We start from the raw sequence: 26,650 nt of genomic DNA on the forward strand, positions 1-26,650 counted from the left end.
TCACATGCCTTGGTGGTCTTGGATTCTTATTTGGATAGCGCTTGCAGCGCTGTCCCTACTTTTCGTTGTCTTATTGGGCTTCAAGCTGTGGCGTGGCGCCATGGCGGTGATGCGCACCTTCAATGATGTCTCGGCCGAACGCACTGCCTACTGGGGCACGAGCCTGGAGCGGGCCAAAGTGCAACACGTCACAGAACCGCGTAATGTAGTTCCGGGCGCTGCGGTTTTTGCAACGCCCGAGGAAATGAAGCATGATTACTTAGCTGCTAAAGAGGATCGGCGTTTCGCCCGCCTCCAACGGCGCGTCGCCCGCAGGAAAGAACGCGGACAGCTCCAATCCTTGCGCGACATCGAAGCTTTACAAGACGTAGGATGAACCAAAAGGAAAGGCTTTACCGTGGGAAGACTTTTTGAGAGCCCTTGGGCTATCACCATCATTATCATCGTTGTACTTTTGCTGTTCGCAGCCCCCAAACTGCCGGGCATGGCTCGCAGCCTGGGCCAGTCCATGCGGATCATCAAGTCCGAGGTCAAGGAAATGAAGAACGACGGCAAGGACGAGAAGGCTTCCCCTGCCCCGACAGCCTCTGCTGCGCCTCAGGCACCGACTGCTACTGCGGCTCCTGAAGCCCCCTTCGAGGGCAAGATCGTTAACAATCCGGCCCAGGGCAACACTACGGGCGAAGGTACCGGAACCGGTACCGGCGCTCAGTCATAGAAACGGACACTAAGCCGGTGGGTGCCGCAAAGGGTCGTAAGGCCAACCCAGAAGGCAATATGCCGCTCAAGGCGCACTTGATTGAAGCGCGAAATCGCCTCTTCAAGAGCGCCTTGGCTATGATCCCGGGCGTGATCCTTGGCTGGATTCTCTACGATCCCCTGATGTATGCCATTACGCAGCCACTGCGAGACATCAGCGAGAGCCGAAACATTGTTGCCTCGCTGAACTTTGAGGGTGTAACAACGTCCTTTGACCTGAAAATTCAGATCTCATTGATCCTCGGATTGATCATTGCCTCCCCGGTATGGATCTATCAGCTGTGGGCGTTCATCACCCCGGGTCTGACGAAGAAGGAACGCCGTTACACGCTGTCCTATATGTTTGCCTCTGTGCCACTGTTTTTGGCAGGTATCTTCGCTGGCTGGACCATCTGGCCAAACATTGTCAAGGCACTGACGTCCTTCACTCCCGTTGATACCGAGAGCGCCAACTTGATGAAGGCGATCGACTACCTGCAGTTTGCCCTGCAGCTGATGCTCTTCATGGGCGTTGCCTTCTTGGTGCCGGTACTGCTCTTTGCGCTCAACGCCATCGGCATGGTGCGGGGACGGACCTACCTGAAAGCATGGCGTTTCACTATTTTGGGTGTCACCATCGTCTCGGCGATGGCCGCCCCTGGCTCGGACGTTATGAGCATGTTCTTCCTGGCAGCACCACTTTTGGTGCTGTACTTCGGTGCCATTGGGTTGTGCATACTCAATGACAAACGCAGGGACCGCAAGGAAGCTAAGAAGGTTGTTGAATCTGAAGCGAACGCGGATGTGGCGACACCCTCAACGGATCTGGAAATACTCTGACCTGTGAGCCAGCTCCGCTGACGTAGGCTTGTACTATGCCCACCTCAGACACGCCAAGCCCTTCCGAACGATTCTTGGCAGCGAAGCTGCGGGTCCAAGATAACAGGACCGATCTTGGGGACTTCAAAGCTGGCCTGAACTTTGAACTCGACGATTTTCAAAACACCGCGTGCCGAGCCGTCCAGGCCGGCCGCGGTGTTTTAGTTGCTGCGCCCACTGGCGCAGGGAAAACTATTGTCGGCGAGTTCGCCGTGTATTTGGCTTTGCAACGGGGAAACAAGGCGTTCTACACCACCCCCATCAAGGCGTTGAGTAACCAAAAATACCAAGAATTCTGTGCCAAATATGGTTCAGAAAATGTGGGCCTGTTAACCGGGGATACCAGCATCAACTCCGAAGCACCTGTGGTGGTCATGACCACCGAGGTGCTCCGCAATATGCTCTATGCCGACTCTCACACGCTGACTGGCTTGGCCTACGTGGTCATGGATGAGGTCCACTACCTAGCCGACCGTTTCCGTGGGGCTGTCTGGGAAGAAGTGATCATCCATCTTCCCAGTGAAGTTGCCGTCATTTCGCTCAGCGCAACAGTCTCCAACGCAGAAGAATTTGGCGCCTGGCTGGGCAGCGTACGGGGGGATACAGCCGTTGTTGTCTCCGAGCACCGCCCGGTCCCGCTGTGGCAGCACATCATGGTCCGGAAGGATTTGGTGGATCTCTTTGCCGAGAACGTAGCCTTCGATGAAATTGCCCCCGACATGGTGGGGACAGGGACCCAGGAACGCAGGGCAAGCAGTTCAGCCAAAACCCCGAAGATCAATGCTGAGCTGCTCAAGCTCGCCCGGAGCGAATCCGTCAGCACCGGGCGCGGTTTAAGTCACGGCCGTCGCGGTGGTGGAGGATCGCGCGGGCGTGGTTACCAAGATTCATCCCGGCAGGATCAGGGCAGCCGCTACGGCGGTGCCCAAGGTGGGCCACAAGGCTGGGCACGTGCCGCTTCCCGCCCGCAAGTTATCAGGGCGCTGGAGAGCAAGAACTTACTGCCGGCCATTACGTTTATCTTCTCCCGCGCAGCATGTGACGCTGCCGTGCAACAGTGTGCGGCCGCCGGGCTGTGGCTGACCACGCCGCAGGAACAAGCCGAGATTGCCCGCAGGGTGGACACGGCGTGCGCAGAACTTCCCGATTCCGATAGGGAAGTCCTCGGTTTTTGGGGCTGGCGCGACGGGCTCTTGCGAGGCCTCGCCGCCCACCATGCAGGGATGCTGCCCAGCTTCAAGGAAGTAGTGGAAGATCTATTTGTGGACGGGCTGGTCCGGGCCGTTTTTGCCACCGAAACACTGGCCCTGGGCATCAACATGCCAGCCCGCACCGTGGTGCTGGAAAAACTGGAGAAATACAATGGCGAAGCACATGTAAGCATCACTGCGGGGGAGTATACCCAGCTGACGGGCCGTGCCGGAAGGCGTGGCATTGACGTTGAAGGTCATGCCGTAGTCCTCTGGCAACCGGGCACGGACCCGGCCGCTGTGGGTGGCTTGGCGTCCAAACGCACTTACCCACTGAATTCTAGCTTCCGCCCCACCTACAACATGAGCATCAACCTCATCGCCCAATTTGGCCGGGTCCGCACCCGCTCCATCTTGGAATCCTCCTTTGCCCAGTTCCAAGCCGACCGTTCCGTGGTTGATCTGGCACGCCAGGTACGCTCCCGTGAGGAGTCTCTGGCAGGGTACGAAAAATCCATGACCTGCCACTTGGGCGACTTTAATGAATACGCCAAACTGCGCCGGGAACTTTCGGATCACGAATCCGGTGCGTCCAAGTCCAAAGCAAAGCAGCGCCGCGACGCCGTAGCGCAATCCATGTCGAATCTGCGCACTGGGGACGTGATCATGGTGAGCGGCGGGCGCAACCCGGGCTACGCCGTCGTACTTGATGAAGATCGCCAAGCGCGAGTGCCGCGGCCGGGTGTGTTGGGTATGGACAAGGAATATCGCCGCTTGAAGTTGGAGGATCTGGACGGTCCCGTGGAGCCGGTTGGCCAGGTGCGCGTTGCCAAAGGGTTCAATCCAAAAGTTCCCAAGGACAAGCGCAACTTACTTGCGGCAGTTGAGGCTAAAGTGGCCGAGCCCGCAGCGCAGCGACCACACCGGTCAGCGGCCTTCACGCTCGCTGGATCTGCCGCGGCCGACGACGAGGCGATCGCCACATTGCGCCGGAACCTGCGTGCCCACCCGTGCCATGGTTGTAGTGACCGAGAGGATCATGCGCGTTGGTCCGAGCGCTGGTGGAAGTTGCGGAAGGAAACCGATGGGATTGTCCGTGCCATTCAGGCGCGCACAAACACCATCGCCCGAACCTTCGACCGGGTGATTGACCTGCTGGCCAGCTATGGATTTGTGGTGGCTGATCCTTCCGGAAATCTGGTTCCTAGCGAGGACGGGCAACGGCTGCGGCGCGTGTACGGTGAGAAGGACCTGCTCATTGCGCTGGCACTGCGAAAGGGTTCTTTCAATGACCTCGACGCAGCGGAGTTGGCGGCGTTTGTGACCACCTTGGTCTACCAATCCAAGCGCGACGCCGAGGGCACCCGCCCGCGCATGCCCAGTGTCAGTCTGGAGCAGGCAGCCGAAGACGTGGTGGTTTTATGGTCGCAGCTGCAGAACGCTGAAGAGTCGCACAAGCTACCACTGACCTGCGAGCCCGAGATGGGTTTGGTGTGGGCCATGTATAAGTGGGCCAAGGGGCGCAGTCTGCACGACGCCTTGAATAGTACCGATTTAGCGGCTGGCGACTTTGTCCGCTGGACCAAGCAAGTGATCGATCTCTTGGGTCAACTGTCGCAGGTACCCAACGTTCATCCAGGTTTTGCCGGGACCTGCCGCAAAGCTGTGGAGCTGCTGCGCCGCGGCGTGGTGGCCTACGCGACGGTGGAGACCCAGAGTAGTCGAGCTTTGGAGTAATAAGTCCAGTAGCTTAAGCCCGAAGAAGCACAGTAGGCCAGCCTCAAAGCGGGCGAATTTCATTTGGATTATTTTTGTTGAATTGTGTCCAGTTGGACATTGTGAAAGGACCATGAAGTCATGTCTTTAACCCTGTACCGCAACGGTTCGGTATATAGCTCCGTAGACCCGTTGGCCACGGCCATGCTGGTAGACGGCGATGTGGTGGCCTGGGTGGGCTCCGAACATGCTGCCACCTCGCTGTTGGATTCGCGGATGCGTGAAGTGAACCTGGCTGGGGCTTTGGTGACGCCGGGGTTTGTGGATTCACATGCCCACATCACCGAGACTGGCTTGGCGATGAACTCGGTGGATCTTTCCGTTGCCAGATCTGCCAGAGAGGTACTAGAGCTGGTGGCCGCGGCTTCAGCATCGAGTTCGGCGACTGACGGCGTGTTGCTTGGTCATGGTTGGGATAACTCACTGTGGCCAGACACTCGCTTACCTAGCGCCGTCGAGCTGGACAATGCCACAGGCGGAGGAGAGGTTTATCTGGCACGCATAGATGTCCACTCCGGGCTGGTTTCCGCCACTCTGGCTCAGCGGTGCAAGTTGGCAGCTTTGGACGGTTGGGACGGTGACGGTCTGGTCAGCGGTGCTGCTCACATTGCCGCCCGCGATGCCGCCCGGAATCTCACGCCAGAGCGTCGTGATGCCGTACAACGCACGGCATTGCGCCATGCCGCCGCGAACGGCTATGTAGCCTTGGCGGAGATGGCTGCCCCACATGTTGGGTCTCCTGCAGATCTGGCTGCTCTCGTGGCGCTAGGTGCAAGAGATGCCGCTGAGGCGTTGCCTGAAATCCTGCCCTATTGGGGCCAGCTGGTCGCCAGCGCCGACGAGGCCCGTGCGGTCATGGCAAATCTCGGCGTCGATGTTCTGGGCCTTGCTGGCGACATCAACATTGATGGCTCCCTAGGCTCACGCTCGGCGTTGCTGCGCCAGCCCTACGCCGACGCTCCTGAAAGTTCCGGTACAGCCCATCTCAGCGTAGAACAGGTTGCTGACCATTTTGCGGCCACCTCGGAACTGGGATTGACCGGTGGCTTCCATGTCATTGGCGACGGCGCCATGGAGATCGCCGTGCAGGGTCTGGAACGTGCTGCCCAGCGCGTAGGCCTCGATCAGATTCGGGCAGCCGGGCACCGCCTTGAACATGCAGAAATGGTGGATGCCGCAGCCATGGACGCACTGGCTAAGTTCTCCGTGACTGTCTCTGTACAACCCGCATTCGATGCACAGTGGGGAGGCGCTGAGGGGATGTACGCCCGTCGTTTGGGAGCTGAGCGTGCCACCGAGCTGAACCCCTTGGCTCGGTTCTATGCGGCCGGAGTTCCGCTGTGCTTTGGCTCAGACACTCCAGTCACGGCTCTGAACCCTTGGGCCAGTGTCCGGGCTGCACTGAACCACCACAACCCCGCTGCGCGAGTTTCCGCCCGCGCTGCCTTTATTGGTCACACCCGCGCCGGCTGGCGAGCGTCAAAGTCCCAGAACCCGTTCATGGGCCAGCTGGGCCCGGGGGCGCCAGCAAGTTTCGCTATCTGGGATGTGGAGCAGCTGATGGTCCAGGTGGCTGATGAGCGCGTGCAGTCGTGGTCAACGGATCCGCGGGCACGCACTCCGTTGCTGCCGGCTCTGGACACTGGCAGCGACCCGCGTTGTCTCCAGACTGTCCACCAAGGCAGGGAACTATTTGCCGCAGCTGACTTCGATGTGGCGGATCCCACGCTCTAAGTTCTGAACCGGAGTGGGCTCTGATCAGTGCCGATGGGGTGGGTGGAGTCCTCAAAAATCTAAAAAAGTTTATCTCCAGCCTCGCCGTTCTGACCTGCGCGGATAGGTGTTAGTGCAGGTCAGGGGCATGTTGACAGTGCCGTCGGAGGCAATTAGCTTTAGGGGAGTGGAGAACCTCCTCACGGAGGCTTCCGGTCGGTTCGGAGGTCGTGAACCTCGGCCGACATTTCGGAGATAAGCTCACGCACCAGTAGAAAACAGAGCTGTTCTGCGCCTTTGCGCGGGTCAGATTTGGTCCGAAGGTGCGTGGGCTCATCTTTTGCCCCGTGCCCTCGCCTATAATAGATTCTTGGCGCTATCTGCCGGGCCACTGTGAGAAGAATTCCAGTGCCGGCCCGGGCGGAAGTGTTGGCAGCGTCCTCCACCTTGACTATCTTTACGGAAAGGCACCAATTGTTGCGTGTCCTGACGATCATTCCCACATACAACGAGATCGAGTCGTTGCCCAAGACCTTGGCTCGTCTGCGGGCTGCCGTGCCACACTCGGACGTGCTGGTTGCCGATGACAACAGCCCTGATGGCACCGGCCACTGGGCCGATGAATTTGCAGCTAACGATCCGCAGGTTCACGTTCTTCACCGTGCCGGTAAAGAAGGTTTAGGAGCCGCATATTTGGCTGGCTTTACGTGGGGCCTGGATGCAGGCTACGACGTGCTCGTGGAGATGGATGCCGATGGCTCCCATCAGCCTGAGCAGTTGCCTTTGTTGTTAGATGCCATTGATCAAGGCGCTGACCTGGTATTGGGTTCACGCTGGATTCCCGGCGGCAAGGTTGTCAACTGGCCGTTGCACCGCAAGCTGATCTCTACCTGTGGCAGCTTGTACTCACGGGTCATCCTGGGGATCTCCATCCGCGATGTCACTGGCGGCTACCGGGCTTTCCGCCGAACCACCCTTGAAGCCTTGGACTTCGACACCGTTGAGTCAGTGGGCTACGGCTTCCAAGTGGATATGCTGTGGCGCGTGTGCCAAAAGGGCATGAAAGTCGTTGAGGTTCCTATCACTTTCGTGGAGCGCGAATTTGGTGATTCCAAAATGAGCGGCAACATTGTCCAAGAAGCCATGATCAATGTCACCAAGTGGGGCCTGAGTGCCCGCTGGAATAAATTGACCGGGCGCAATAAGTAACGCCAGACTTCAGTCCTTGACGTCTCGAGCTCACTAATAACCCTGGCTCGTGAACAAGAAACGCCCCTGGGAATCTTCCCAGGGGCGTTCTTTATGATTCGGCTTCACGCCTAAACCGTATCGCTTAGACCTTTGGGCCTAGACCTTTTCGCCGCGCTTTTCGCGCAGGACGGTCAGGCGGTCGGCCAAGATGACTTCCAGCTCGGGAAGGCTACGGCGTTCCAGCAGCATGTCCCAGTGGGTTCGCACAGGCTTGTCGTTGGAGGTATCTGGGGCCTCGCCGTTGACCAGCAGGGCTTCCTTGCCAGTTTTGGACATCCAGGTGGCCGGGATATCAGCCTCGGATGAGAACATAACGAAGACTTCCTCGCCATCGGCACAGCGGTACTCCACACGCTGGCGGGGAGCCGGCTCCACACCTGATTCGGTTTCCATGCTTTGTGCGCCCAGGCGCATGCCACGCAAGCTGCGATCGCTCATGACTTCTCCCTCAAATTGATTACTGTTGTTTCAACGCATAACATCCGCCAGTTGTTCCTGCACTGGTGTCCGTGATGCTAAAACTCCGGCCGGGCAAACGCCACGCGGCCAATCACCTATTATACGTGATTGACCGCGCGGACTGTGCAGTTCTTGCTGTTGGCGTGTGCCGGGTTATTGCCCGGTCCCTGCCATTGGTTCGGAGGCCTCGTCCGCGTCCGGGGTAGTGGTACCCAAAACGTTGCCGATTCCCTTCAAAGCCTCGCCCACTTCGCTGGGGATGATCCACAGCTTGTTGGAGGTGCCGGATGCGATCTTGGGCAGCGTCTGCAGGTACTGGTAGGCCAGCAGCTTCTGCGTGGGGTTGCCCTTGTGAATGGCGGAGAAGACCTTCTGGATGGCCTGAGACTCACCATCAGCACGGAGGATGGCTGCCTTGGCATCACCCTCAGCTTTCAGGATGGAGGACTGGCGCTCACCTTCAGCAGTCAAAATAGCTGACTGCTTGGTGCCTTCCGCGGTCAGAATGGCAGCACGGCGATCACGCTCTGCACGCATCTGCTTTTCCATGGAGTCCTGGATAGACAGTGGCGGATCGATGGCCTTGAGTTCAACACGGCTAACGCGGATGCCCCATCGGCCGGTGGCCTCATCGAGGACGCCGCGGAGCTGACCGTTGATCTGATCGCGTGAGGTCAGTGCTTCTTCCAAGTTCAAACCACCCACCACGTTACGCAAAGTGGTGGTGGTCAGCTGCTCGACGGCCTGGATGTAGTTGGCGATCTCGTACGTTGCCGCACGTGGGTCGGTAACCTGGAAGTAGACCACGGTGTCAATGGAAACGACCAAGTTATCTTCGGTAATCACTGGCTGCGGCGGGAATGATACAACTTGCTCACGCAGATCCAGCAAGGGCAGCAGGCGATCCACAAACGGGATCAATATGGTCAGCCCAGGATTGAGCGTGCGCTGGTACTTGCCCAGACGCTCCACCACTCCGGCGCGAGCCTGCGGAACGATGCGCACAGAGCGCACCAAAACAATGACGACAAATATCAGTAGGACAAGAATTACAAACAGCCACACTATTGCGCCGGCTCCGTCTCCCATGAAATCCCCTCTTTTCTATGTTAAGAATCGTGTAACTGCGCACGGTTCCACCACGCAGGCGTGGTGAGGCCCTAGCGCATAAAGTGTCTAGGCTGTTGTTGCCGGGGTCTCTGGTGTTCCACTGGCCTTGGGCGTGGACGGATGGCTGATAATTGCTGTTGCCCCGTCAATAGCGGCAACTTCAACCGTGGCGCCCACAGGAATCTGCGCACCCCCAGAAATCCTGGCGGTCCAGATGTCCCCGCCAATCTTTACCAGTCCGCCGCCAGTGCCAACGGTCTCTAGAACCACGGCAGAGTGACCGATGAGGCGCTCTACATTGGAGAGTTGATCGGCGGGGCCACGATGCAAGTGGCTCATGGCCAGCGGTCTAATGAGAACTGTTGTGGCTAGGGCGACGACGCAGAAGACAACGATCTGCAACCAGAGCTCAGCGCCAAACAGGAATGCCATAAGCGCGGCGAGTGCTCCTACGGACATCAAAATGAAATACAGATTCAACGTCAGCATTTCAGCGACAGCTAGGAGCAGGAAAACCGTCAGCCATATAATCCAGCCGAAGTCATTGATCCATTCGAGCATTGAGTCCCCCTTAGGACTTATTTCGTATCTACGACCCTACTACGTTGAGCTGAAAACTTCCGGCTAAATCACTGCCTGAAGAGGTATTCTTGGCGGCTCCGAACCGACCTGTTCAGCCAAGGCGCTGAGGATCTCCACACCCTCCCGCAATTGTTCGTTGCTATAGCAAAAGGGCAGCCTTAGATGGCGTTCAAAGGCGCCATCAATTCCGAACCGTGGCCCCGGCACCAAGCCCAGCCCTTCTGCGCGTGCCGCTAGTGACAGTGCGGAACTGGACATGGTCCCGGTGTTAATCCATAAGGACATCCCACCCTCGGGAACATCCACTTCCCATTGCGGCATGTGCTCGCGGAGTAAATGTACAAGCGTGTCTCGGCCGCGCCGCAGATCCAGGCTGCGACTTGCGGCCATAGACGGGAGATCGTTTATGAGGGCCAATGCCGCCAGCTGTTCCATGAGCGGGGTGCCAAGATCGACGGCGGGACGGTTGCGCAGGAGCCGGGCCTGCATATCCTTATGGCTTCTAATCCAGCCAATGCGCAGCCCGCCCCACGCAATCTTGCCCAAAGACCCCAAGGTGATGATGTTGGGCGAGAAAGATGCCATAGGTGGCAGTGGGCCGCGGCTAATGTCCAGGAGCGCCGTCGTTTCATCCACCACCAAGACCGTCCCTTCTCGGTCCGCTGCGGCAGCTAAATACTCGCGGTCTGGCACTGACATGCTCAGCCCGGTGGGGTTATGGAAGTCCGGCATGAGGTACGCCATGCTGGGTGCCGCTCGGCGGATTTGCAAGAGCGCTTCCTGTAAGTCCCAACCGCTCTCTTGCCGTACGGGAAATGCCAGTATGCGAGCGCCAAGGGAAGTGAACGTGTCCAGGGCGTGAGGATAAGTGGGCTGTTCTACCAGGATGCGTTCGCCGGGGGAGTACAGGGTCCGGGCTACGAGGTTCAGTGCATGTTGGGCGCCCACGGTGACCATGATTTGATCTGCGCTGGTGGGCAGTCCTCGATCGCTAAAGCTCTGCGCGATCGCTTCACGTAGATCTGGTAGGCCCACCATGTCGAAGCCGTCGTGGGAGAGGTAGAGAGGCAGTTCGCTCAGTGCGGTGGCGTAGGCGGCTTGGAGTCCGGGATAGGCGGGCGTTGTGGCCTTGGTAAAGTCCAGGGCCAGGCCGGGGTGTAGGCGGTGTTCGCCGCGTTCCAAGCCAGGTAGACGCAAGGTGCTGCCAGAGCCGCGGACGCTGTCGAGGAAGCCGTCCTCGCGGAGCTTGGAATAAGCAGCGGCGACGGTGGTTCGGCTGAGGTCTAGGGCTTGGCTCAGTTCCCGTTCGGCGGGGAGTTTGGCGCCACTGGCGAGCCGCCCATCCATGAGCAGGACCCTGATGCGTTCGGCCAGTGAGCGGTAGGCGGGGGCGTTGCTGCGCCATTCGCCGAGTTCGCGTGCCAGCCTGCGCCCAGTGACAAGAGTATTCATGAGGCCACATTAGTTGAATTGGATCTATGTTGTAAGGCCACTTTCAATCATGATGGACTCATGCGCCAGTACTTCACGTCCCTGATTACCACCCAAAACCTCCCCGTACGGTTCCTGCGACTCTTCATTACCACCCAAAACCTCCCCGTACGGTTCCTGCGACTCTTCGTGGGGCTGGTCCTGTACGGTTTTGCCATTGCGTTGATGATCCGAGGCAATATTGGCGCCTCACCCTGGGACGTTTTCGCTCAGGGACTGTCCCGCACGGTGGGCATTTCCTTTGGCCTGTGCACCATCATCATCAGCGGTGTGGTTCTGTTGTTCTGGATCCCGTTGAAGCAGCGCCCGGGAGTGGGCACCATTGCCAATGCCATCTTGGTGGGCGTCTTCGCCGATGCAGGGCTAGCCCTGATTCCGCAGGCCGAGCACCTCGCCTTGCAAACCGTGTCTTTCGCCGCTGGCCTGTTCGTGCTCGCTTTCGCAACTGCGCTGTACATTGGCGCAGGCCTGGGCCCAGGTCCGCGTGACGGGCTCATGACAGGGCTGGTTCGCGTCACTGGCCGCCCGGTGTGGATCATCCGCACCGGCATTGAGCTATCCGTTGTTGTGGTGGGATTCTTACTCGGTGGCGTGGTGGGTGCTGGTACTGCAGCTTTCGCCTTGGGTGTAGGGCCGCTGACTCAGGTGACGCTGCGCTGGTTGCGCGTTGATCTGCACGCCAAAAGTGTGCGCACCACCAAAGTAGAGCTGCCCGAACCTCAACGCTAGGACAGGCCATGGAGCCTGCGCGTCAGTGCTGGCGTGCCATGAAGGTGGAAATCCGGAACGCGGCTGTTGCCTCAGTGGTAGCGGGCAGCTGCGCCAGACGTGCGGCGAGCGCCACTGTGTCAAGATGATGGCCAGCCGGTCCCATAAGAGCAACGTTGCCAATGTCTGCTGGGCCAAGATGGAGCGGAACCAGTAGCTCCTGACTACCCGCTGGAGTGAAGTGCTCCTCCAGTGAATGGTTCAGGGCCGATTCCTTATCCTCTTGAATCCCCAGCATGCCAGCGTCTTGTGCAATCTCGGCCAGATGGTTCGCCAACGGGGTGACCACCAGCAGGGTGCCGCCCGGCTTGAGGATGCGCGCAAACTCGCTGGCGTTGCGCGGCGCAAAGACCACAAGTACGACGTCGGCCGTGCTGGCTCCCAGCGGCAGCTCGCGCCACAGGTCCCACGCAATGTTCAACGCCTGCGGGTTGCGGCGGGCGGCACGGCGTAGCGCGAACTTGGAAATGTCCATGCCTACGGCAGTTACCGCAGTGGCAGCAAGTACGTGGTGTAGGTAGTAGCCGGTGCCGGTACCGGCGTCGACAATCACGGAATCAACATTCGGCGTAGCGGCATTCACAGATGCGCTAGGCAAGAGTTCCTTGACCCGATCTGCGAGCGCTTGAGCAAGCGGTTCGTAGTGGCCCGCGTCAAGGAAGGCATCGCGGGCCGCAACCATAGCAGCGGTATCGGGGACAAATTTAGTCCCGTGACCCGTCAGGAGGTTCAGGTAACCCTGACGGGCAATGTCAAAACTGTGACCGGCCGTGCATGCCAGCAACCCAGCACCAGCGCTTGGGGTGGAGAACTCCGATCCGCAATGAGGGCACACCAGGGCATTGACAGCAGAGATTTCCATGGAATCATCTTAGGCGCTCGCAGGCTCACTAGTTCAGAAGTTCAGTCCTGCCCGTGCGGCGGCAATGTCTGGATTGGCCCAGTGTTGGCTGTACTGTGCATTGCTGGCCAGTGAGCGTGTGTGGGCTTTGTCTATATAGAGGGTGCCGAAGAGGTGGTCGGTCTCGTGTTGGACAATGCGCGCCTGCCACCCCGCGAACTGGCGGGTGCGCGCGGTGCCGTGTTCGTCGTCGTACGTCAGTTCAACGGCGGCAGGGCGCTCAACTACCGCCTGCCAGCCTGACATGGACAGGCAGCCTTCGTAGTGCGAGGCCAACTCCGTGCCCAGCGGCTGGTAGTACGGGTTGATGATGGTGAAGTGTTCCAGCGGTTCACGGTGGCGGGCAGCGGCGTTCTCAGGGGAAACTTCGAACATATCTTCTAGCACTGCAAGTTGGAGCGGAATCCCGAGCTGCGGCGCGGCGAGTCCCACCCCCGGCGCTGCATGCATGGTTGCGGTCATGATGTCAATCAGGTGGGCCAGCTCCGCGGAGGAGAGTTGGCCGGTGAAAGGTAGAGCCCGGGCGCGCAGGACGGGATGGCCAGCCTGCACAATGGTGGGCAGGTCATCGGCGGCCAGGATAGCGGTAACGGTAGCGCGCAGGTAAGAATCGTCGATGGTCAGCGGCTCAGACATTGCGGGCCTCAGCTACATCGAGTTCATGTGCCCCTGTTTGAGTGAGGCCGTGCCTATCCGTACCCTGAACTGTCATGCCGCATGCTCCTGTGTCTGCCGAGTGTCTCTGTTGATGTTGCTGCCTACTGAGTCGGACGCTGTGCCGATCCCCGCTCCTATTGTGCCAAGCAATCAGTGATGCGGGTGCCTTGAGGGGAGCAATATTCGGATACTTTCATTGCGCACAGGTAACGCACCTAGTGAGCTTGCTAGTGACGGCGAGCTGATCAGCGACCACTCACTCATCGTCGACGTCTTCAACCGTCCCGACGCCAGCGCCCGCAACTCTGAAATCGATTTCAAACACAACAAGGAACGCTACGAGCTATTGCTTTGGCCCAACAGTCCTTCGACGACGTCCTGGTGGTCTTCACCAGAAAGCACGACGGCGTGCAGTTGGCTTACCCAGACACTCTGGTAGGGGCAGACTCGCCCACACACCCATGACGAATGGCTTGGGCGTGCTGGGCTGTGTGTGGGCGGCATCGAAGCCGAGGCCGCCATGTTGGGCCAGCCCATGAACATGGTGGTCCCACGGATGGTGGGGAAGTTCGTAGACTTCTTCGGCCCCGGGTAGTTAATCGGCGGTTGGCTAACAAGGCAACGCCAAGGAACCAGGCATCGTGCACGATCCCACGCACACACCGGACTGCAGCCAAATCGTCGGGTTGGACCTCTCCATCGTGGAGACTTCCATCGCCGGCCCCCAAACGCCGCCAAGACCGGACCCTACTCCGCAGCAGACCCGCGCCGAAGCACAACCCGCGCCGTCCGTGGCCTACTTGCCGGCGAGGCCCGAGATATTGCCGTGCTTGCTTGCTGGTTGGCTGGCTCGACGACGCGGGGGATGAATCATTCCCCGGCAGTGACCCTGCCGCCAATAGGGCCGTGCAACTGGGGCTCGACCGCAAACTCTGAGTCAAAACCACTCTGGCCCCCGGCTCACGCGTCGTCACCGACTACCTCGAGCGCGCCGGACTCACCCCATACTTGGACAAACTCGGCTTCGGCTTAGTGGGCTACGGCTGCACCACCTGCATTGGCAACTCCCGCCCCCTCATCCCCGAGGTCAAGGTGAACTTCCTGGCCTCCTCGCCGCTGGTCATCGCTTACGCGCTCGCAGGATCCATGCGCGTGGACCTACTCAAGGACCCGCTCGGGACCTACGTCTCCGGTGAACGGGTGTTCCTCAAGGACATTTGGCCTACGACGGCGGACGACAAGGAACTGGTGAACGCCAGCCTTGCGGCAGACATGTTCACGGGCGGATACGCAGATGTGTACCGAGGAGATGAAAATTGGCGCGGCATGGAGGTCCCTGCGGGAGGTATGTTCGCCTGGTCCAATGAATCCAGCTACATGCGCAAGCCACCATACTTTTAGGGCATGACGCGTGAGCCGGAACCAGTGGCGGACATTGTGGGGGCGCGTGTGTTGGCTTTGTTGGATGACTCGGTCACCACGGACCACATTTCTCCGGCCGGGAACATCAAAGAGTGCGCACCGGCGGGGCAGTACCGCTTGGAACAGGGGGTGGCGCAGGCGGATTTCGATTCCTATGGATCGCGCCGCGGCAATCACAACGTAATGATCCGCGATACTTTCGCTAATATCCGCCTGCGGAACCTGCTGGTTCCAGGGGTGGAAGGTGGCTTTACCAAGCGCAACGACGACGGGGAGATGGAGTCCATCTTCGAGGTTTCCAACGCTTGCCAGGAGAAGGGAGCGTCCTGTTGGTCATTGCTGGCACGGACTACGACTCAGGATCTTCACGCGACTGGGCTGCCAAGGGAACCATGTTGCTGGGTGTCAAGGTCGTTCTTGCTACTTCCTTTGAGCGCGTTAACCGCTCCAACCTGATTGGTATGGGCGTGCTGCCGCTTCAGTTCAAGGACGGCCAGAGCGCGGAGTCCTTGGGGCTTACCGGATTTGAGACGTTTTCCTTCCTCGGTCTGGCCGGTGCGAATCCACTGCCGTGGGAGGTGATGGTTAGGGTTGAATCCGGGGGAGCCACCCGAGAGATCGCCACGACGCTGCGCATTGATACGCCGGCGGAGGAGGCCTACTACGTCCACGGTGGAATTTTGCAGTACGTATTGCGTCAGCTTCTCGATACTTAGTCTGGACTCCCGTTAGAGTCGCTGGGTGATGCCTCACTTAGGCATTAAAGAACGCTGAGGTCTGCGTGTGAGGGAGAAAGATGTCATCCATCGATGTTTCTGGAGAGCTGCTGCGTGCCATCGCGGAGAACCTCAATACTCCCGGTAACGATCACTGGGAGTCATACTCGGCCGTCATAGATCCGGATAAGGATGAAGATTGGCCGGTATAGCGAACCTCGGCTCTGATTTACTCAGCTGAGGACTATTTGGCGCCAGCAGGTCTCAAGCCGCATAAGATCGGACCAGCGGTATGGGCGTTCATGGTGAGCCACTACACCCACGAAGAGCAGTGGCCCACACGACTGCTGGTGCAGTTCAACCGGAAGTCTGGGCAGTACAACGTCTTACTCGAGGAATTTGACACCAGCCGTTGGCGGATGACCCCCAACAACATGGACGCCATTCGTGAGGAGCTGCGCCCGTTCCCCTCCGGGAAGCCGTGAAAAAAGCTGGCCATGCCTTCGCGGTTGGGTGCTCAGATGGAGGGAACATAATCTACGGAATCTAGCGTGGCTCGGCAAGGGCTCACTGCTTTCGAGGTCACTGATGTTTTTCGTGACCACCTTGGTGCCACAGTGAGCAAGGACCGGGGGCTGGAAGAGGGTTGTACCGTTTCGTCTTGTATGGCACCTTCGACGTCAGCATTACTCCTGCCATCAGACTCCGGGCTCTTGACTTCTGACGACCATGGCGACGGTTACTCCTGAGGGCACGGAGCAGATCTTGGTCGAGGGACTACTGTGTCCGATTTCTTGTGACGCAAGCTGACGATGCTGAAGCACCAAAGTTCACTCGAGGCTATGCGCCCTGCCATCGGCTGTAGTGACAATCAGTGCCACAGCAAGTTAGGCCACGACGGTAGAGCTGGGGGGCGACAGTAACTTCAGAAACCACAATGTCCCTCTTCAACGACTTTGACTGACGGACGGAAATTCTGACGTGACAATCCGCGTGCGGGAAAGGCTCACATCCCATGTGACGAGCTGATGCATACAATCAGCACAAACACGGCAAGTACAAGCTTGATGGCTAGGCAGACAACCAAGGCATGAGTTCACTACTTCAGAGTCTCAGCCGGTCTAGGATGAATCATCCTAGCCAGGAATGAATCGTCAGACTTGATGTTCACTCAGGGTTGTGGGCAGGCCCCTACGATTGAAGCATGGGGCGAGTGCTCCCAGCGTCCGGATCTAGCGCCGGACGAGAATCGATTCCGGACACCGCGGGAAGCCAAACAGTCGGGGAGCAGTGTTCTTCTGGGCCGGTCATTGAACGATGCTGATCGGGGCTACACCGATGGTTACGTTGACTGGCAAGGGCCCCGTCCTGACTCGGGGGAGGTCAATTGGTGGCTCGACGATGAGGATCGTCCCGGCCACTATTCCAATAAAGGGTTCGCCGGTGCGTTGTGTGGCCACGATCTGCGCTTCGACAGGACCGCGAGCAGCAGGAACTAGGAACGGCAGCTCCTGAGGGAATCCGATAGAGGACAAGTTCTCAAGGTCGGCGTCATTGCTTGTTCCAGGATTGAACATATCCACAGTGAGTATTTGATCCGGGTCGTCTAGGCTCAAGTTTGGGTTCGGAGTTGTGAACCTTATTTCTTGGTTGGACCCCTGTCCTCCTCTCATTCTGCACGGTGAGGACCAGTGTGTAGAACACTCGTATCCACCCAATTCAAGCTCCGGACCGGCTACCGCCATCGTCGTTGCGTAATCATTGGCCGCATAGGGCCAGCTGCGATCCTGAACTGCCGAGGTGATGAGGCGGAACTTAGGGACAAGCCCTCCTTCAGCAACGAGATAGCTGGCATTCTTGGTGCTGAAATTCTTGATTACGGACGGGTGAGGGTCATCGGGGAAAAATCCGGGGCCCCTAACAACTTCAGTGATTACTTTGTGGAGCTTCGACGCATCACTGGGCCACAGGGCCAAGAATGAAGCATCCAGCACTTCGCGTAGTCTGTCTCAGTCACCGTCGCGCCCACCTCTCTAGGCTGAAATATCTGCATATTGAATGACGCCTTCCCGGGTTGTCACAATGTTCACCGACGTCGCCGAACTGTCGATCTCATTTCCCACTGGGTTCTCTGAAGCACGACACCAAACTTGGGCGGCATCGCTATTGGCACGCACTTGCGCGCAAAAGAACCCCGCTTCTTCCAAGCGTGAGACGACGAGTGCAACCTCACCTCGATCTGGCACTGGCACTGCCACGGAACTCTCATTCACCAGCTCATGATCAAACGGGTGCGTCGGGACCGAATGACTGGTGCAGCCCGTGGCTAGAACCGCCGCTGTCACGAACACACACAGCAGGGAAATCGCTCTCTTCACTGGATACCGTCTCGCTCAATAGCCCCAAACAAATTAGTCATGGCGAGTGTATGCATTGGTCCAGTCTGTCAGCGGCCGAAAGAAAGCGCCTCCTCCCAGAGGCTGAATATGTCCGACGGGGCAGCCATTGACGGTTTGACTTTCGGGCGCCGGGGTGTCATTCAGCGCTGCAGTAGAGTCACCATTTATCTCTGCGATCCACCAGCATCCTTCATCTTCATTGCGGCCCCGCGAATAGTGTCCCTTAGACCGTTCCCTTGCGGTCGGCGGTGAGGGGCCGAGCCGTGGAGAATGGACGTATGGAAAAGTTGATGCACTCACTGGCAAGACATCCTTCGCTGCCAACTTGGTAGCGGAGATCCGGGACCGACCAGCGATCACCATCCATGTTGATGACTTCTTGAATCCTTCGCTGGTCAGACATGCCAAAGGTCGTGCGTCGCCGGAAGGGTTTTGGGAGGACACGTACAACTATGCTGCCCTCCTCACCCAAGTGCTCGAACCCCTCGGTCCTCACGGGAACGGCTGGTATTCACCGGTTTCCTACGGTGCGCAGGCCGACCGACTGGCACCAAGGGAAGTCGTTCGTGCGCCATCGGATGTAGTGATAGTGGTGGAAGGCATGTTCCTCCACCGCGATGAGCTCGCCTCATATTGGGATGCTTCGGTGTACCTGGACGTTCCTTTCACCGAAACCGCGGCACGAATGGCGAACCGAAACGGCAGCAACCCGGACCCGGGGGCACCCCACAATGCGCCGTTACGTCGGCGGACAACGTCTGTACTTCAAGGCGGCACGCCCCTGGGAACGTGCCACGTTCGTCGTGGACAACTCCACTTTTTCTTCTCCAAAACCCATCGGCCCCGACCTGGTTTCAGCTGTCCGGTAAAGGTTCCCCTATGAGGCGTTACTAATGACCAGCTGGCCCACGAGCTGGCACAGTCGGAGCTGTCCCCGTCAGTCGAGCAGCGAGAGGTACTTGGGTCTGCACTTCATCGCGTGGATGAGTTCCAACAGCCTGCTTCGGGTATCAAACCCCAAACGGAGGAAGCGTCGAGGATCTTCATCGTCCAGCGGGACCTCCACAAGCGGCCACGAGGCCGCTTCGACCCCGTCCTCATCGTTGATTCCGTGCCTGTGCGCGGAGCCGCGAACCATCATGAACTGGCAACCGTGTTATCCGTGTGCGCCCAGCTCGACAGCTCAGCACGGAACGCCTCTGAGCGGTTCAGATGCTCGCGCTCAGCCCGCTCCATGACCGCAGCCAGCTCTTCGGTGGTCAAGCGCACGGGCACGACCTGTGAAGCTGTAGCCCCTCTGGCGGGGCGTCCCATGCGGGCCTTGAGGTCTTCGACGTCGTACCCAGTCTCAGCTTCCTCGACCCACCAGTCGATCTCGGCCCCTGAGACTGGTTGTCCACGTATTTTTCGTTCCATGACTACAGTCGTCATACGAATCACCGGAGGTGACCAGAGTACGACGAGGGGAACCATTGCTCGAACCTCCCGCATGAGGTTCCCTTTTGGGTCGGTCGACGCCAAGGTACATGACGTTTATGGATACAACATTGAGCATGGAGCATTGAACGCTCGGGCATAGACCGACCGAGACAATCCCTTCATTCACGGTGGCATCCCATCGCAAGATGGCAGGATGTGGATATGACTGCTGCTAAAGATCATCCAGGCTTCTCCCGCCGTCCCCAACCCATCAAGCCCAAAGCTGGCCAAGAATCGGTATGGGACTACCCTCGACCACCAAAAGTCGAGCCAAGATCGGAACGGATCATTGTTCGCCTTGGTGGACACGTAATTGCCGACACCACCAATGCAGTGCGCGTCCTAGAGACCAGTCACCCTCCCGTCTACTACTTGCCACTGGATGCATTCGCCTCCGGTGTACTCGTTCCAGCTCCAGGCACCAGTATCTGCGAATACAAGGGAGAAGCACACTACTTTGACGTTGCGGCTGGCGGAATCATCGCTTCCCGCGCGGGGTGGACTTACCCCAAACCAGTCTCTGGTTTCGAGATGCTCAGTACCCGCGTGGCACTCTACCCAGGCCGAATGGAATCCTGCGAGGTCAACGGCCAGCAGGTCAGCTTCCAAGAAGGCGACTTCTACGGCGGTTGGATCACCGCGCAGATCGTTGGACCATTCAAGGGCGGCCCGGGCACCGCCGGCTGGTGAGCGCCGCGCCCCACCCTCCGGCAAGATCGATGTACCCATACACGGTCCCCATACACGTCAGCACGCTTTCGAGTATCAAACCGGACATAGTCTGCTTCTGCAGTGCTGTACGCCTCAACGCAATCACACCGGTATACAGACGCCCTGTCTGTTATGCCTTCCGCCTGTGTTGTGACATCGGGAGCATCGGACTCGGGGTTTACGAGGTCGCGCAGAGTGAGGTCCACCTGTTGATCGAACAGGGAGCCCCGGGAGAGCCTGGTGCGGCAAATAGAAGCAAGATGGCAGTGGCGGGAATCGAGCGTGGATTCATTCTTCAACCCTGTCAATCAATGAAGAGCGAAGCGCCCTAGCTAGGGCATTTACGGCAATCTCGAATCAGGTTATTTTGCACACTCATTCAACTCTTACAGTCGCGGGGAAAGCTGTTTCCACGCTAGGTCACCGCGATCGAGCGCATGTCCCACCGTAAGGCGGACTTGGCGCCTCCGCTCGTGTGCCCGGCGGTCAGGGGCTACAAGCCTGTTTTGTTGTCCTGCTACGTGAGCGGCGACGTTTTCTTCCGCGCCATTGCCTTGTTCACCGCCGTCACCATCATTGCAACGACAACAAGGAACGCGAGTCCGCTGACCATGTACAGGGGCGCCTCCAACGCGAATGCCGCCTCGGCGTTCCAATCAAGATAGGTATCACCTACTGAGTTCAGGTTGGTGAACGACGTGAAGAAATATGCCGGCGCACCCAATGCGACGATTCCGGCCCATAGTGACACGGCTGCCCAGTTCGCAGTTGCGGATCGGCGGAAAAGCGTCGTCACGCCCCAAGCAAGTGAGAGCAATATACCCATCACCGCGAAGACGAAGCCCGGAACGGTGGTGTATGTCTGATCCGCAGCATCCATGTCAGCAATCGTCGTTTCAAGCGGCATCTCGCTCGCGGCGATCACTGCCCAGTCGTTCATCAATGTTGCCCCGATGAAGGAGTAGACGATGATCGCAACGATTCCGAGGAGTGTGAGCAGTACCCGCATCGTGAAAGGCTAACAGCAGTCAGCAATTAATTCCCGACTTTCCGGAACTATCGCAACGGCATATGGTCTCGGCGGAGAACTTCCCGGACTACATGGATGAAAATGCCGGTTTCTCCTTCACACCCATGGACTGTTGGTGGGTGTAGCGCTGGGTGTTCCCCATTTAGGCAATCCAATGTCTACTGGAGCATGAGACCAAAGGAGAACATTTTGAAAGCATGGAAAATTGGCTTTGCCTTCTTAGCTGCTCTCAGCCTGGTGATGATCTTCATCGGAAATGGGGCACTCGTTAAAGGGCTCTACGTCGCACTGCTTGTCGTGTGCCTTGTGGTCATAGTCCTGGTGTCAAGGAACGATCGTTCACGCAAATGACATCGCGGGCGAAACTGGCACCTTGCGAATCGCGATGCCTCACGCCATACCCGCCGGCCCGGTAGGGCTTCCCGTCGTGGCCAATGCGGTGTCAGAATGACGCCATGAACATTCAGGACTGGTGGCCACTACTCGACTCTCCAACTCAGCAATGGCTGATCGACAACAATGGCGACGTCGTGCCGCCAGACATTCTTGACCAGATAACTGCTATGACAGGCCAAGCCACGGCGGAAGATTCTTGGATTCAAGACACCGGGCACGACGGACTTTTCCTGTCAGATGAGGCATTCGACTGGATAGAGCAAACAGCAAACGAAGAGGGTCCCGCGGGCGAGTAGCCTATCGGCTTCAGAACTAACAATTCTCTGACTACGAATAGGCATTTGGCTCCGTTTCACGTTACTGCTGCGGGCGCTTTCCCTCCGTGTCTTTGGTTCGCCGCCCCTAGTGGTAAAAGGGCATTTTTTGATTCGGCTCGACCCGGACGACGTCGAGACGTGGCTCGGTCAGTAGCGGATCGATCAGCGCCTGTTCAGCCCCGATGCCAGCCCAATGGGGATCAACGTCTGAGGTGATGCACCAAGACTGGTCCGAGGGCCAGATGGAGGCGGGGTGCGGCAAGGTGTGACCCGTTTCCGTCTGCCACGAGTCTTCGATCGCCCCGGTTACGAAGTCCTGCAGCGAGACCCTGCACAGGTAGTACTCACGATTCGGGACCATCAGCTGGGGCGTGCGCAATACCGGCTCGGGGAGGGTGTCATCCCGGCGGGCCTAGCGTCACCAGATTCCACCAGTGCTCAACGCCGGTCGTGATCCATTTTGCGGCTTCTTGGTCGATGCAAGTAGAAAACATCAGCCCTCCATTCTCCTGTCCGGCAGTCTAACGACTAGGGGATGCCCATTCCCGTTAGCCGTTCCCCTGCGGGTGGACTCTTGGAGGATCGCTCCGACCAGGCTGCGGTCCATTGGTTAGGCATCTGAGAGAGACGCTACCGTTGGATGTATTCTTTCCCCAAGATCCCTACTTGGTCTCGTTGGGATGCCTGGTATGGACCTGCTCCAGATAGACCACCGGGCCCCCGACGTAGAACCACATACGAGCGTCGCCCTTGAGCGTTGGCTTGTGCTGCCATCGCTCAATGGTGAAGCCATTACGGGTCACGACGCCGTGTTCACCTCGTATTCAGACTTCTTTGTTGGCCGCTCGACCTTCAGGTTCTTGGCCATCCCTTAGGGGCGCTCAACGACTACGGAGTCATCTAGCCATTCCACGGGCTCCTGGCCGAGGCCGGCGATAGCCGTCGCCGTTTCGCGCCAAGCTGTGAGTTCAGCAATGGCCATGTGCGGCTGGTTGGTGGCGAACGAAGCGCGTGCGGCAGACAAAATATCATTGACACAGGCCTGCCGATCAGCCGAGCTCAGCGCCAGCATCCAAGGGAACCTGTCGATCATGCGCGTTACGAGAGTTCCATCCGTGCTCGTAGAAACCGCAACAAGCTGGGCTGCCAGCTCCAGCAGATTAGTGCGTGCTCGATCTGCACTGCCGGACATGAGAACCAGAGATTCACCGTCACGACGAGTAACCTCAACAGGATGATCTGCCGCAGCCGCGAAGACATCAGCGGAAGAGCGGCTCAATTCAGAAGACTGAAACGTGGTTCGGGAACGGGCGAGTGTGTTCATGCTTCGAGCCTAGTTCAGAACGTATTCAGAAGTCCCTGGGATTCTTGCACCTTGAGTCTTAATCAGTCCCGCAGGAGGTTCCTTCAGAGGGTAGCGCGATCAACGTGACTTTCCTTTCAAGGAACTTATTCCATGTACATTTCAAAAGGCTCGATGGACAATTTGATGATGTCCATTGTCAGCGTCGCAGACGCACGCAACCATTTTTCAGACGTCATCGATCGCTCGAAGACCGAAGCGGTGTTCATCGAGCGCCGCGGTCATCGCGCTGCCGTGGTGATCAGCCCTGAGCGCTACGAGCAGATGCTTGAAGCTCTGGAAGATGCCGAAGATGTCGCCTCATTCGATGTGGCGATGGCAGAGGAGGGTCCCAATATCCCTTGGGCTCAAGTGAAAGTCGATCTGGGCTGGGTATGACCTACCGAGTCGAGTTGCGTCCTGCCGCAGTTCGCGCGTTGAAACGAATTGACCATCATGATCGCGACCGCATTCGTGGAGCGATCGCGCTTCTTGGTGAGGATCCTCGACCACCAGGCGCCAAAGCCCTACAAGGACGTCCCGGTCTCAGAGTTCGCATAGGGGACTACCGCATCGTCTACACGGTTGTCGACAACATCCTGGTTGTAGCAGAGATCACGCTTGGTCATCGCAGCAACGTTTACGAACGCTGACTGCTAGCCGATGAATGAGCTTTAGGCCACCGCGTGGGCCGTATCCTGAGCCTATGGAAAAAGTGCTGTTGGATCGGGTCATAAATACCGACTACGGACAATTTGATCTTGTCTGGAATGCTGATGGTGATGGTTTCGACGGTATTTTCGACCACTACTTCACAGGGCATCTCAACGGCTTGGTTGGCGTTTCCGACTCCAGCGGCATATACATCCATTTCGGCCGCCGCTCAGGCGGCTCGCCCGTGCGTATTATTCTGCGGGAAGGGCCTCCAACGTCGATTGATCCTGAATGGGAAGACGTAGTCGAGGTATCCTTCGTCCTCCCAGACGGGCACGAAATGCAGTGGGCGAGCTGGGCGGGCATGAACTGGGGAAAGCTCGACGGTGTCGCATCGGGTAGCTACAGGATGCGAGTTAGCGCAATGGGGAGAGATCAGGGACGCGATGACGAGTTCTCCGAGCAACTACTTGATTCCTATCTCATCGAGTTGTGGTCCGCGTCTGTGGAACCGGACGCCATCTTGCGTGCCGTCAGTGATGACGGCCAGTTCTGGCATCGCGAAATCGGCAGTCGCCGGTAACCGTCCTGCGTCCTCAGTGGAACTCAATTCCTGGCACCAACCACATGTACGGAGTCCCAGTCTCGTAGAGCGCCCTGCCTGTGGGCGTTGAATCACCCAGCAGAAACGCGACGATTATCTTCGGGCGCATAGCGGGCTGTTACAGGGAACTGGTCAGAAATGCCCCTCTCAGACTCCATCTTTGGAGAGGAGAGCGCACTTTACTGATCGATGAGAAGAGAACCGGTTATCTGCCGTGCGTGCCCGATCCGCTGGGAGTCCAGCGCACTTGAGCCGCTAAGGTTGCAAGCTAGGGAACGCTTTACCGGCACCATTGAGGAGACAATCTATGCAAGCCACTCAGGTATCCGAGAGTCAACGCACGGCTCTTGTTGTGGGAGCCAGCGGAATCGCAGGCTCTGCTATCGTTGCGCGGCTTTTCGCAGACGGGTGGAATGTGCTGGCGCTGTCGCGTAAGGACACAGGGCAAATAGGGGCACGCCACATTACCGCTGACCTGACCTCTGCGGCAAGCCTTGGGCAGGCTCTTGCGGGGGAGCATCCCACGCACGTCTTCTTTACAGCGTGGCTGCGCCAGGACTCAGAAGAGGAAAATATCGAGGTCAACGCCGGGATGCTGAGAAATCTGCTTGCGGCCTTGAAGCACGCGCCGGTGCAACATGTGGCTCTTATGACGGACCTGAAGCATTACCTTGGTCCTTTTGAGGCCTACGCATCCGGGGAAATGCCTGATACGCCGTTCCACGAGGAGGAACCCCGGCTGCAGGTCAAGAACTTTTACTACGCTCAGGAAGATATCCTTTTCGATGCAGCCACCAATCAGGAATTCACGTGGTCGGTGCATCGTGCTCATACGGTCATAGGGCATGCGGTTGGCAACGCCATGAACATGGGCCTGACCTTGGCGGCGCAGGCAGCAATCTGCCGTGAACTTGATATCCCTTTCATCTTCCCCGGCTCTGAAACCCAATGGAACTCACTCGTAGACATGACGGATAGCGGTTTGCTGGCCGAACACATGATCTGGGCTTCCATTACACCTAATGCCGGCGACCAGGCTTACAACATTGTTAACGGTGACGTTTTCCGGTGGCGCTGGATGTGGCCACGCTTGGCAGCATACTTCGGCGTCGAAGCGGTCGGATTCGATACCCAGCCCCGCCCCTTGATGGAACAGATGCTGGGCATGGAATCCACGTGGGCCATCATCAGCAAAAAGTATGGACTGATCGAGCCCGATCTCGCCCGCATCGCCTCATGGTGGCATACCGATGGAGACCTCGGACGGAACATCGAAGTTACCGCGGATATGGGCAAGAGCCGCATAGCCGGCTTCACTGGGTATCGGAGGACCGAAGACGCATTCATGGCCCTCTTTGATCACTACCGCCAAGATCGGCTCATTCCCTGAGTCACAGGCACCTCCACCACGCGCGGCCAAGCTAAATGCCTAGAATGATGGAGGAAGAACCCCTGAAGGGCGCATTCGTAGAACACTTAGAAAATGCGCGCATTTCACAGCTCCGGAAGAATATTTACCAGCATAAGTACCAGATGTACGGCGGCACCGTGAGCCAGAAGTGCATCGCTGATGTGTTGAGAACTCGCGCCGAGGCTAACGTTATGCGGCAGCTTGCCCTCATCACAGCCCTCGCCATCTCCGACCTCGACTTGCACGCGAAGAGCTCGGGTCTCCTACATCGTCCCGATGGGTACACAGAGTTGGTGCCAGGCTATGACTTAATGCCTCACGGTCTGCGCGAGGAGCCTCCGCGACGAAACGAACACCGTCAACCAACCGCTCGAACAGTTGCGAGTCAGTGCTGCTAGGGAGCAACCTGCGGCTCAGTTTGGTGAGACATCAACTAAAACCAGTTCCGTAATTTGCGGATGCCAGGGGGAATGACCTTCCATTCGAACAGCCAGACCACCGCCCATTCAAATAGACGAGGCGGAGTTTCTTCCAGAGTTCCCGCTCTGGGCCTCCTAGAAGTGCTTCGGTACCTCGTGACCGACCGCATCGGAGAAATCTACATATTAGACGGTGAAAATGCCAGAGGGATGCACATTCACGGACTTATACGGC

At 58.2% G+C, this 26,650-nt stretch carries 29 protein-coding genes and 1 pseudogene; 18 read left to right on the plus strand and 12 right to left on the minus strand.

Features of this window, described 5'->3' with window-relative positions; genetic code table 11:
• The first annotated feature begins 4 nt into the window (after positions 1-4).
• From ACX80D_RS04390 to ACX80D_RS04415, 6 genes are all read left to right on the plus strand, one after another.
• Positions 5-376: a hypothetical protein gene (locus ACX80D_RS04390; RefSeq protein WP_459321417.1), complete on the plus strand. Its 372-nt coding sequence runs from the start codon at positions 5-7 to the stop codon at positions 374-376.
• 21 nt (positions 377-397) lie between these two features.
• Positions 398-718, plus strand: coding sequence for a Sec-independent protein translocase subunit TatA (gene tatA / locus ACX80D_RS04395; protein ID WP_459321418.1), 321 nt, complete (start codon positions 398-400; stop codon positions 716-718).
• Positions 719-777: 59 nt separating this feature from the next.
• Positions 778-1,578 carry a twin-arginine translocase subunit TatC gene (gene tatC / locus ACX80D_RS04400; protein ID WP_459321538.1) on the plus strand — a complete coding sequence of 267 codons (801 nt, stop codon included), beginning with the start codon at positions 778-780 and terminating at the stop codon, positions 1,576-1,578.
• Positions 1,579-1,613: 35 nt separating this feature from the next.
• The gene (locus ACX80D_RS04405; protein WP_459321419.1) at positions 1,614-4,544 is read left to right on the plus strand and encodes a DEAD/DEAH box helicase; all 2,931 of its coding nucleotides are present in this window, start codon (positions 1,614-1,616) and stop codon (positions 4,542-4,544) included.
• Positions 4,545-4,664: 120 nt separating this feature from the next.
• The gene (locus ACX80D_RS04410; protein ID WP_459321420.1) at positions 4,665-6,317 is read left to right on the plus strand and encodes an amidohydrolase; all 1,653 of its coding nucleotides are present in this window, start codon (positions 4,665-4,667) and stop codon (positions 6,315-6,317) included.
• Between the two features lie 456 nt (positions 6,318-6,773).
• Entirely contained in the window at positions 6,774-7,505 is a 732-nt protein-coding gene (locus ACX80D_RS04415) for a polyprenol monophosphomannose synthase (protein ID WP_459321539.1), read from the plus strand.
• A 138-nt stretch (positions 7,506-7,643) separates the two neighbouring features.
• Here the strand turns inward: ACX80D_RS04415 and ACX80D_RS04420 are convergent, their stop codons facing one another.
• The 4 genes from ACX80D_RS04420 to yczR form a co-directional block, all read right to left on the minus strand.
• Positions 7,644-7,985 (minus strand): RNA polymerase-binding protein RbpA, encoded by a 342-nt coding sequence (locus ACX80D_RS04420; RefSeq protein WP_459321421.1) that lies wholly within the window; start codon positions 7,983-7,985, stop codon positions 7,644-7,646.
• A 174-nt stretch (positions 7,986-8,159) separates the two neighbouring features.
• Positions 8,160-9,095, minus strand: coding sequence for an SPFH domain-containing protein (locus tag ACX80D_RS04425; RefSeq protein ID WP_459321422.1), 936 nt, complete (start codon positions 9,093-9,095; stop codon positions 8,160-8,162).
• Positions 9,096-9,182: 87 nt separating this feature from the next.
• Complete coding sequence (locus tag ACX80D_RS04430; protein ID WP_459321423.1) at positions 9,183-9,677, minus strand: NfeD family protein; 495 nt, start codon at positions 9,675-9,677, stop codon at positions 9,183-9,185.
• 63 nt (positions 9,678-9,740) lie between these two features.
• Positions 9,741-11,150 carry a MocR-like transcription factor YczR gene (gene yczR / locus ACX80D_RS04435; protein WP_459321424.1) on the minus strand — a complete coding sequence of 470 codons (1,410 nt, stop codon included), beginning with the start codon at positions 11,148-11,150 and terminating at the stop codon, positions 9,741-9,743.
• Between the two features lie 60 nt (positions 11,151-11,210).
• On the opposite strand from yczR, the gene yczE reads away from it, so the two are divergent.
• The gene (gene yczE / locus ACX80D_RS04440; protein ID WP_459321425.1) at positions 11,211-11,918 is read left to right on the plus strand and encodes a membrane protein YczE; all 708 of its coding nucleotides are present in this window, start codon (positions 11,211-11,213) and stop codon (positions 11,916-11,918) included.
• 22 nt (positions 11,919-11,940) lie between these two features.
• On the opposite strand, the gene ACX80D_RS04445 is transcribed toward yczE, so the two are convergent.
• Together ACX80D_RS04445 and ACX80D_RS04450 are read right to left on the minus strand one after the other, a co-directional pair.
• Entirely contained in the window at positions 11,941-12,819 is an 879-nt protein-coding gene (locus tag ACX80D_RS04445) for a methyltransferase domain-containing protein (protein WP_459321426.1), read from the minus strand.
• A 33-nt stretch (positions 12,820-12,852) separates the two neighbouring features.
• On the minus strand, positions 12,853-13,494 hold the full coding sequence (locus ACX80D_RS04450) for a peptide deformylase (RefSeq protein WP_459321427.1): 642 nt from the start codon (positions 13,492-13,494) through the stop codon (positions 12,853-12,855).
• A gap of 217 nt (positions 13,495-13,711) precedes the next feature.
• Here ACX80D_RS04450 and ACX80D_RS04455 point away from each other — a divergent pair, with 217 nt between their 5' ends.
• The 4 genes and pseudogenes from ACX80D_RS04455 to ACX80D_RS04470 all read left to right on the plus strand — a co-directional run bounded on the left by ACX80D_RS04455 (position 13,712) and on the right by ACX80D_RS04470 (position 16,138).
• Positions 13,712-13,954, plus strand: coding sequence for a hypothetical protein (locus ACX80D_RS04455; protein WP_459321544.1), 243 nt, complete (start codon positions 13,712-13,714; stop codon positions 13,952-13,954).
• A 497-nt stretch (positions 13,955-14,451) separates the two neighbouring features.
• A pseudogene (locus ACX80D_RS04460) lies at positions 14,452-15,653 on the plus strand (aconitase family protein); the annotation flags it as partial.
• A gap of 80 nt (positions 15,654-15,733) precedes the next feature.
• A complete protein-coding gene (locus tag ACX80D_RS04465; protein ID WP_459321428.1) occupies positions 15,734-15,865 on the plus strand; it encodes a hypothetical protein in 132 nt (43 codons plus the stop codon).
• A gap of 90 nt (positions 15,866-15,955) precedes the next feature.
• A complete protein-coding gene (locus tag ACX80D_RS04470; RefSeq protein WP_459321429.1) occupies positions 15,956-16,138 on the plus strand; it encodes a hypothetical protein in 183 nt (60 codons plus the stop codon).
• An 822-nt stretch (positions 16,139-16,960) separates the two neighbouring features.
• Here the strand turns inward: ACX80D_RS04470 and ACX80D_RS04475 are convergent.
• From ACX80D_RS04475 to ACX80D_RS04485, 3 genes are all read right to left on the minus strand, one after another.
• A complete protein-coding gene (locus ACX80D_RS04475) occupies positions 16,961-17,269 on the minus strand; it encodes a hypothetical protein (RefSeq protein ID WP_459321430.1) in 309 nt (102 codons plus the stop codon).
• A 1,720-nt stretch (positions 17,270-18,989) separates the two neighbouring features.
• Positions 18,990-19,193 carry a hypothetical protein gene (locus ACX80D_RS04480; RefSeq protein ID WP_459321431.1) on the minus strand — a complete coding sequence of 68 codons (204 nt, stop codon included), beginning with the start codon at positions 19,191-19,193 and terminating at the stop codon, positions 18,990-18,992.
• Positions 19,190-19,468: a CopG family transcriptional regulator gene (locus ACX80D_RS04485; RefSeq protein WP_459321432.1), complete on the minus strand. Its 279-nt coding sequence runs from the start codon at positions 19,466-19,468 to the stop codon at positions 19,190-19,192. Before ACX80D_RS04485 ends, ACX80D_RS04480 begins: the two co-directional genes overlap by 4 nt.
• Before the next feature lie 225 nt (positions 19,469-19,693).
• Between ACX80D_RS04485 and ACX80D_RS04490 the strand changes: the two genes are divergently transcribed.
• Positions 19,694-20,221, plus strand: a complete 528-nt coding sequence (locus tag ACX80D_RS04490) for a DUF427 domain-containing protein (RefSeq protein ID WP_459321433.1) — start codon at positions 19,694-19,696, stop codon at positions 20,219-20,221.
• Between the two features lie 538 nt (positions 20,222-20,759).
• On the opposite strand, the gene ACX80D_RS04495 is transcribed toward ACX80D_RS04490, so the two are convergent.
• Complete coding sequence (locus tag ACX80D_RS04495; RefSeq protein ID WP_459321434.1) at positions 20,760-21,251, minus strand: hypothetical protein; 492 nt, start codon at positions 21,249-21,251, stop codon at positions 20,760-20,762.
• 476 nt (positions 21,252-21,727) lie between these two features.
• On the opposite strand from ACX80D_RS04495, the gene ACX80D_RS04500 reads away from it, so the two are divergent.
• Positions 21,728-21,964: a hypothetical protein gene (locus ACX80D_RS04500; RefSeq protein WP_459321435.1), complete on the plus strand. Its 237-nt coding sequence runs from the start codon at positions 21,728-21,730 to the stop codon at positions 21,962-21,964.
• A 106-nt stretch (positions 21,965-22,070) separates the two neighbouring features.
• On the opposite strand, the gene ACX80D_RS04505 is transcribed toward ACX80D_RS04500, so the two are convergent.
• A complete protein-coding gene (locus tag ACX80D_RS04505; RefSeq protein ID WP_459321436.1) occupies positions 22,071-22,346 on the minus strand; it encodes a hypothetical protein in 276 nt (91 codons plus the stop codon).
• A gap of 328 nt (positions 22,347-22,674) precedes the next feature.
• On the opposite strand from ACX80D_RS04505, the gene ACX80D_RS04510 reads away from it, so the two are divergent.
• Positions 22,675-22,860, plus strand: coding sequence for a hypothetical protein (locus ACX80D_RS04510; RefSeq protein WP_459321437.1), 186 nt, complete (start codon positions 22,675-22,677; stop codon positions 22,858-22,860).
• Here ACX80D_RS04510 and ACX80D_RS04515 read toward each other — a convergent pair.
• The gene (locus tag ACX80D_RS04515; protein WP_459321438.1) at positions 22,857-23,309 is read right to left on the minus strand and encodes a prevent-host-death protein; all 453 of its coding nucleotides are present in this window, start codon (positions 23,307-23,309) and stop codon (positions 22,857-22,859) included. The genes ACX80D_RS04510 and ACX80D_RS04515 overlap by 4 nt on opposite strands.
• Before the next feature lie 132 nt (positions 23,310-23,441).
• Between ACX80D_RS04515 and ACX80D_RS04520 the strand changes: the two genes are divergently transcribed.
• The 4 genes from ACX80D_RS04520 (at position 23,442) to ACX80D_RS04535 (ending at position 25,975) form a co-directional block, all read left to right on the plus strand.
• The gene (locus tag ACX80D_RS04520; protein WP_459321439.1) at positions 23,442-23,726 is read left to right on the plus strand and encodes a type II toxin-antitoxin system Phd/YefM family antitoxin; all 285 of its coding nucleotides are present in this window, start codon (positions 23,442-23,444) and stop codon (positions 23,724-23,726) included.
• Positions 23,723-23,980: a type II toxin-antitoxin system RelE family toxin gene (locus ACX80D_RS04525; protein WP_459321440.1), complete on the plus strand. Its 258-nt coding sequence runs from the start codon at positions 23,723-23,725 to the stop codon at positions 23,978-23,980. The genes ACX80D_RS04520 and ACX80D_RS04525 overlap by 4 nt, the downstream gene beginning before the upstream one ends.
• A gap of 53 nt (positions 23,981-24,033) precedes the next feature.
• On the plus strand, positions 24,034-24,564 hold the full coding sequence (locus ACX80D_RS04530) for a hypothetical protein (protein WP_459321441.1): 531 nt from the start codon (positions 24,034-24,036) through the stop codon (positions 24,562-24,564).
• A gap of 328 nt (positions 24,565-24,892) precedes the next feature.
• Positions 24,893-25,975, plus strand: coding sequence for an SDR family oxidoreductase (locus ACX80D_RS04535; protein ID WP_459321442.1), 1,083 nt, complete (start codon positions 24,893-24,895; stop codon positions 25,973-25,975).
• The last annotated feature ends 675 nt before the right edge of the window (positions 25,976-26,650 follow it).

The organism is Arthrobacter sp. Sr24 (assembly GCF_054511175.1).

Coding starts and splice junctions, on each gene's coding strand:
- ACX80D_RS04390 (WP_459321417.1), top strand. CDS start 5: ATGCCTTGGTGGTCTTGGATTCTTATTTGGATAGCGCTTGCAGCGCTG.
- tatC (WP_459321538.1), top strand. CDS start 778: ATGCCGCTCAAGGCGCACTTGATTGAAGCGCGAAATCGCCTCTTCAAG.
- ACX80D_RS04405 (WP_459321419.1), top strand. CDS start 1,614: ATGCCCACCTCAGACACGCCAAGCCCTTCCGAACGATTCTTGGCAGCG.
- ACX80D_RS04410 (WP_459321420.1), top strand. CDS start 4,665: ATGTCTTTAACCCTGTACCGCAACGGTTCGGTATATAGCTCCGTAGAC.
- ACX80D_RS04420 (WP_459321421.1), bottom strand. CDS start 7,985: ATGAGCGATCGCAGCTTGCGTGGCATGCGCCTGGGCGCACAAAGCATG.
- ACX80D_RS04425 (WP_459321422.1), bottom strand. CDS start 9,095: ATGGGAGACGGAGCCGGCGCAATAGTGTGGCTGTTTGTAATTCTTGTC.
- ACX80D_RS04430 (WP_459321423.1), bottom strand. CDS start 9,677: ATGCTCGAATGGATCAATGACTTCGGCTGGATTATATGGCTGACGGTT.
- yczR (WP_459321424.1), bottom strand. CDS start 11,150: ATGAATACTCTTGTCACTGGGCGCAGGCTGGCACGCGAACTCGGCGAA.
- yczE (WP_459321425.1), top strand. CDS start 11,211: ATGCGCCAGTACTTCACGTCCCTGATTACCACCCAAAACCTCCCCGTA.
- ACX80D_RS04445 (WP_459321426.1), bottom strand. CDS start 12,819: ATGGAAATCTCTGCTGTCAATGCCCTGGTGTGCCCTCATTGCGGATCG.
- ACX80D_RS04450 (WP_459321427.1), bottom strand. CDS start 13,494: ATGTCTGAGCCGCTGACCATCGACGATTCTTACCTGCGCGCTACCGTT.
- ACX80D_RS04465 (WP_459321428.1), top strand. CDS start 15,734: ATGTCATCCATCGATGTTTCTGGAGAGCTGCTGCGTGCCATCGCGGAG.
- ACX80D_RS04470 (WP_459321429.1), top strand. CDS start 15,956: ATGGTGAGCCACTACACCCACGAAGAGCAGTGGCCCACACGACTGCTG.
- ACX80D_RS04480 (WP_459321431.1), bottom strand. CDS start 19,193: ATGATGGTTCGCGGCTCCGCGCACAGGCACGGAATCAACGATGAGGAC.
- ACX80D_RS04485 (WP_459321432.1), bottom strand. CDS start 19,468: ATGGAACGAAAAATACGTGGACAACCAGTCTCAGGGGCCGAGATCGAC.
- ACX80D_RS04490 (WP_459321433.1), top strand. CDS start 19,694: ATGACTGCTGCTAAAGATCATCCAGGCTTCTCCCGCCGTCCCCAACCC.
- ACX80D_RS04495 (WP_459321434.1), bottom strand. CDS start 21,251: ATGCGGGTACTGCTCACACTCCTCGGAATCGTTGCGATCATCGTCTAC.
- ACX80D_RS04500 (WP_459321435.1), top strand. CDS start 21,728: ATGAACATTCAGGACTGGTGGCCACTACTCGACTCTCCAACTCAGCAA.
- ACX80D_RS04505 (WP_459321436.1), bottom strand. CDS start 22,346: ATGGTCCCGAATCGTGAGTACTACCTGTGCAGGGTCTCGCTGCAGGAC.
- ACX80D_RS04510 (WP_459321437.1), top strand. CDS start 22,675: ATGGACCTGCTCCAGATAGACCACCGGGCCCCCGACGTAGAACCACAT.
- ACX80D_RS04515 (WP_459321438.1), bottom strand. CDS start 23,309: ATGAACACACTCGCCCGTTCCCGAACCACGTTTCAGTCTTCTGAATTG.
- ACX80D_RS04520 (WP_459321439.1), top strand. CDS start 23,442: ATGTACATTTCAAAAGGCTCGATGGACAATTTGATGATGTCCATTGTC.
- ACX80D_RS04525 (WP_459321440.1), top strand. CDS start 23,723: ATGACCTACCGAGTCGAGTTGCGTCCTGCCGCAGTTCGCGCGTTGAAA.
- ACX80D_RS04530 (WP_459321441.1), top strand. CDS start 24,034: ATGGAAAAAGTGCTGTTGGATCGGGTCATAAATACCGACTACGGACAA.
- ACX80D_RS04535 (WP_459321442.1), top strand. CDS start 24,893: ATGCAAGCCACTCAGGTATCCGAGAGTCAACGCACGGCTCTTGTTGTG.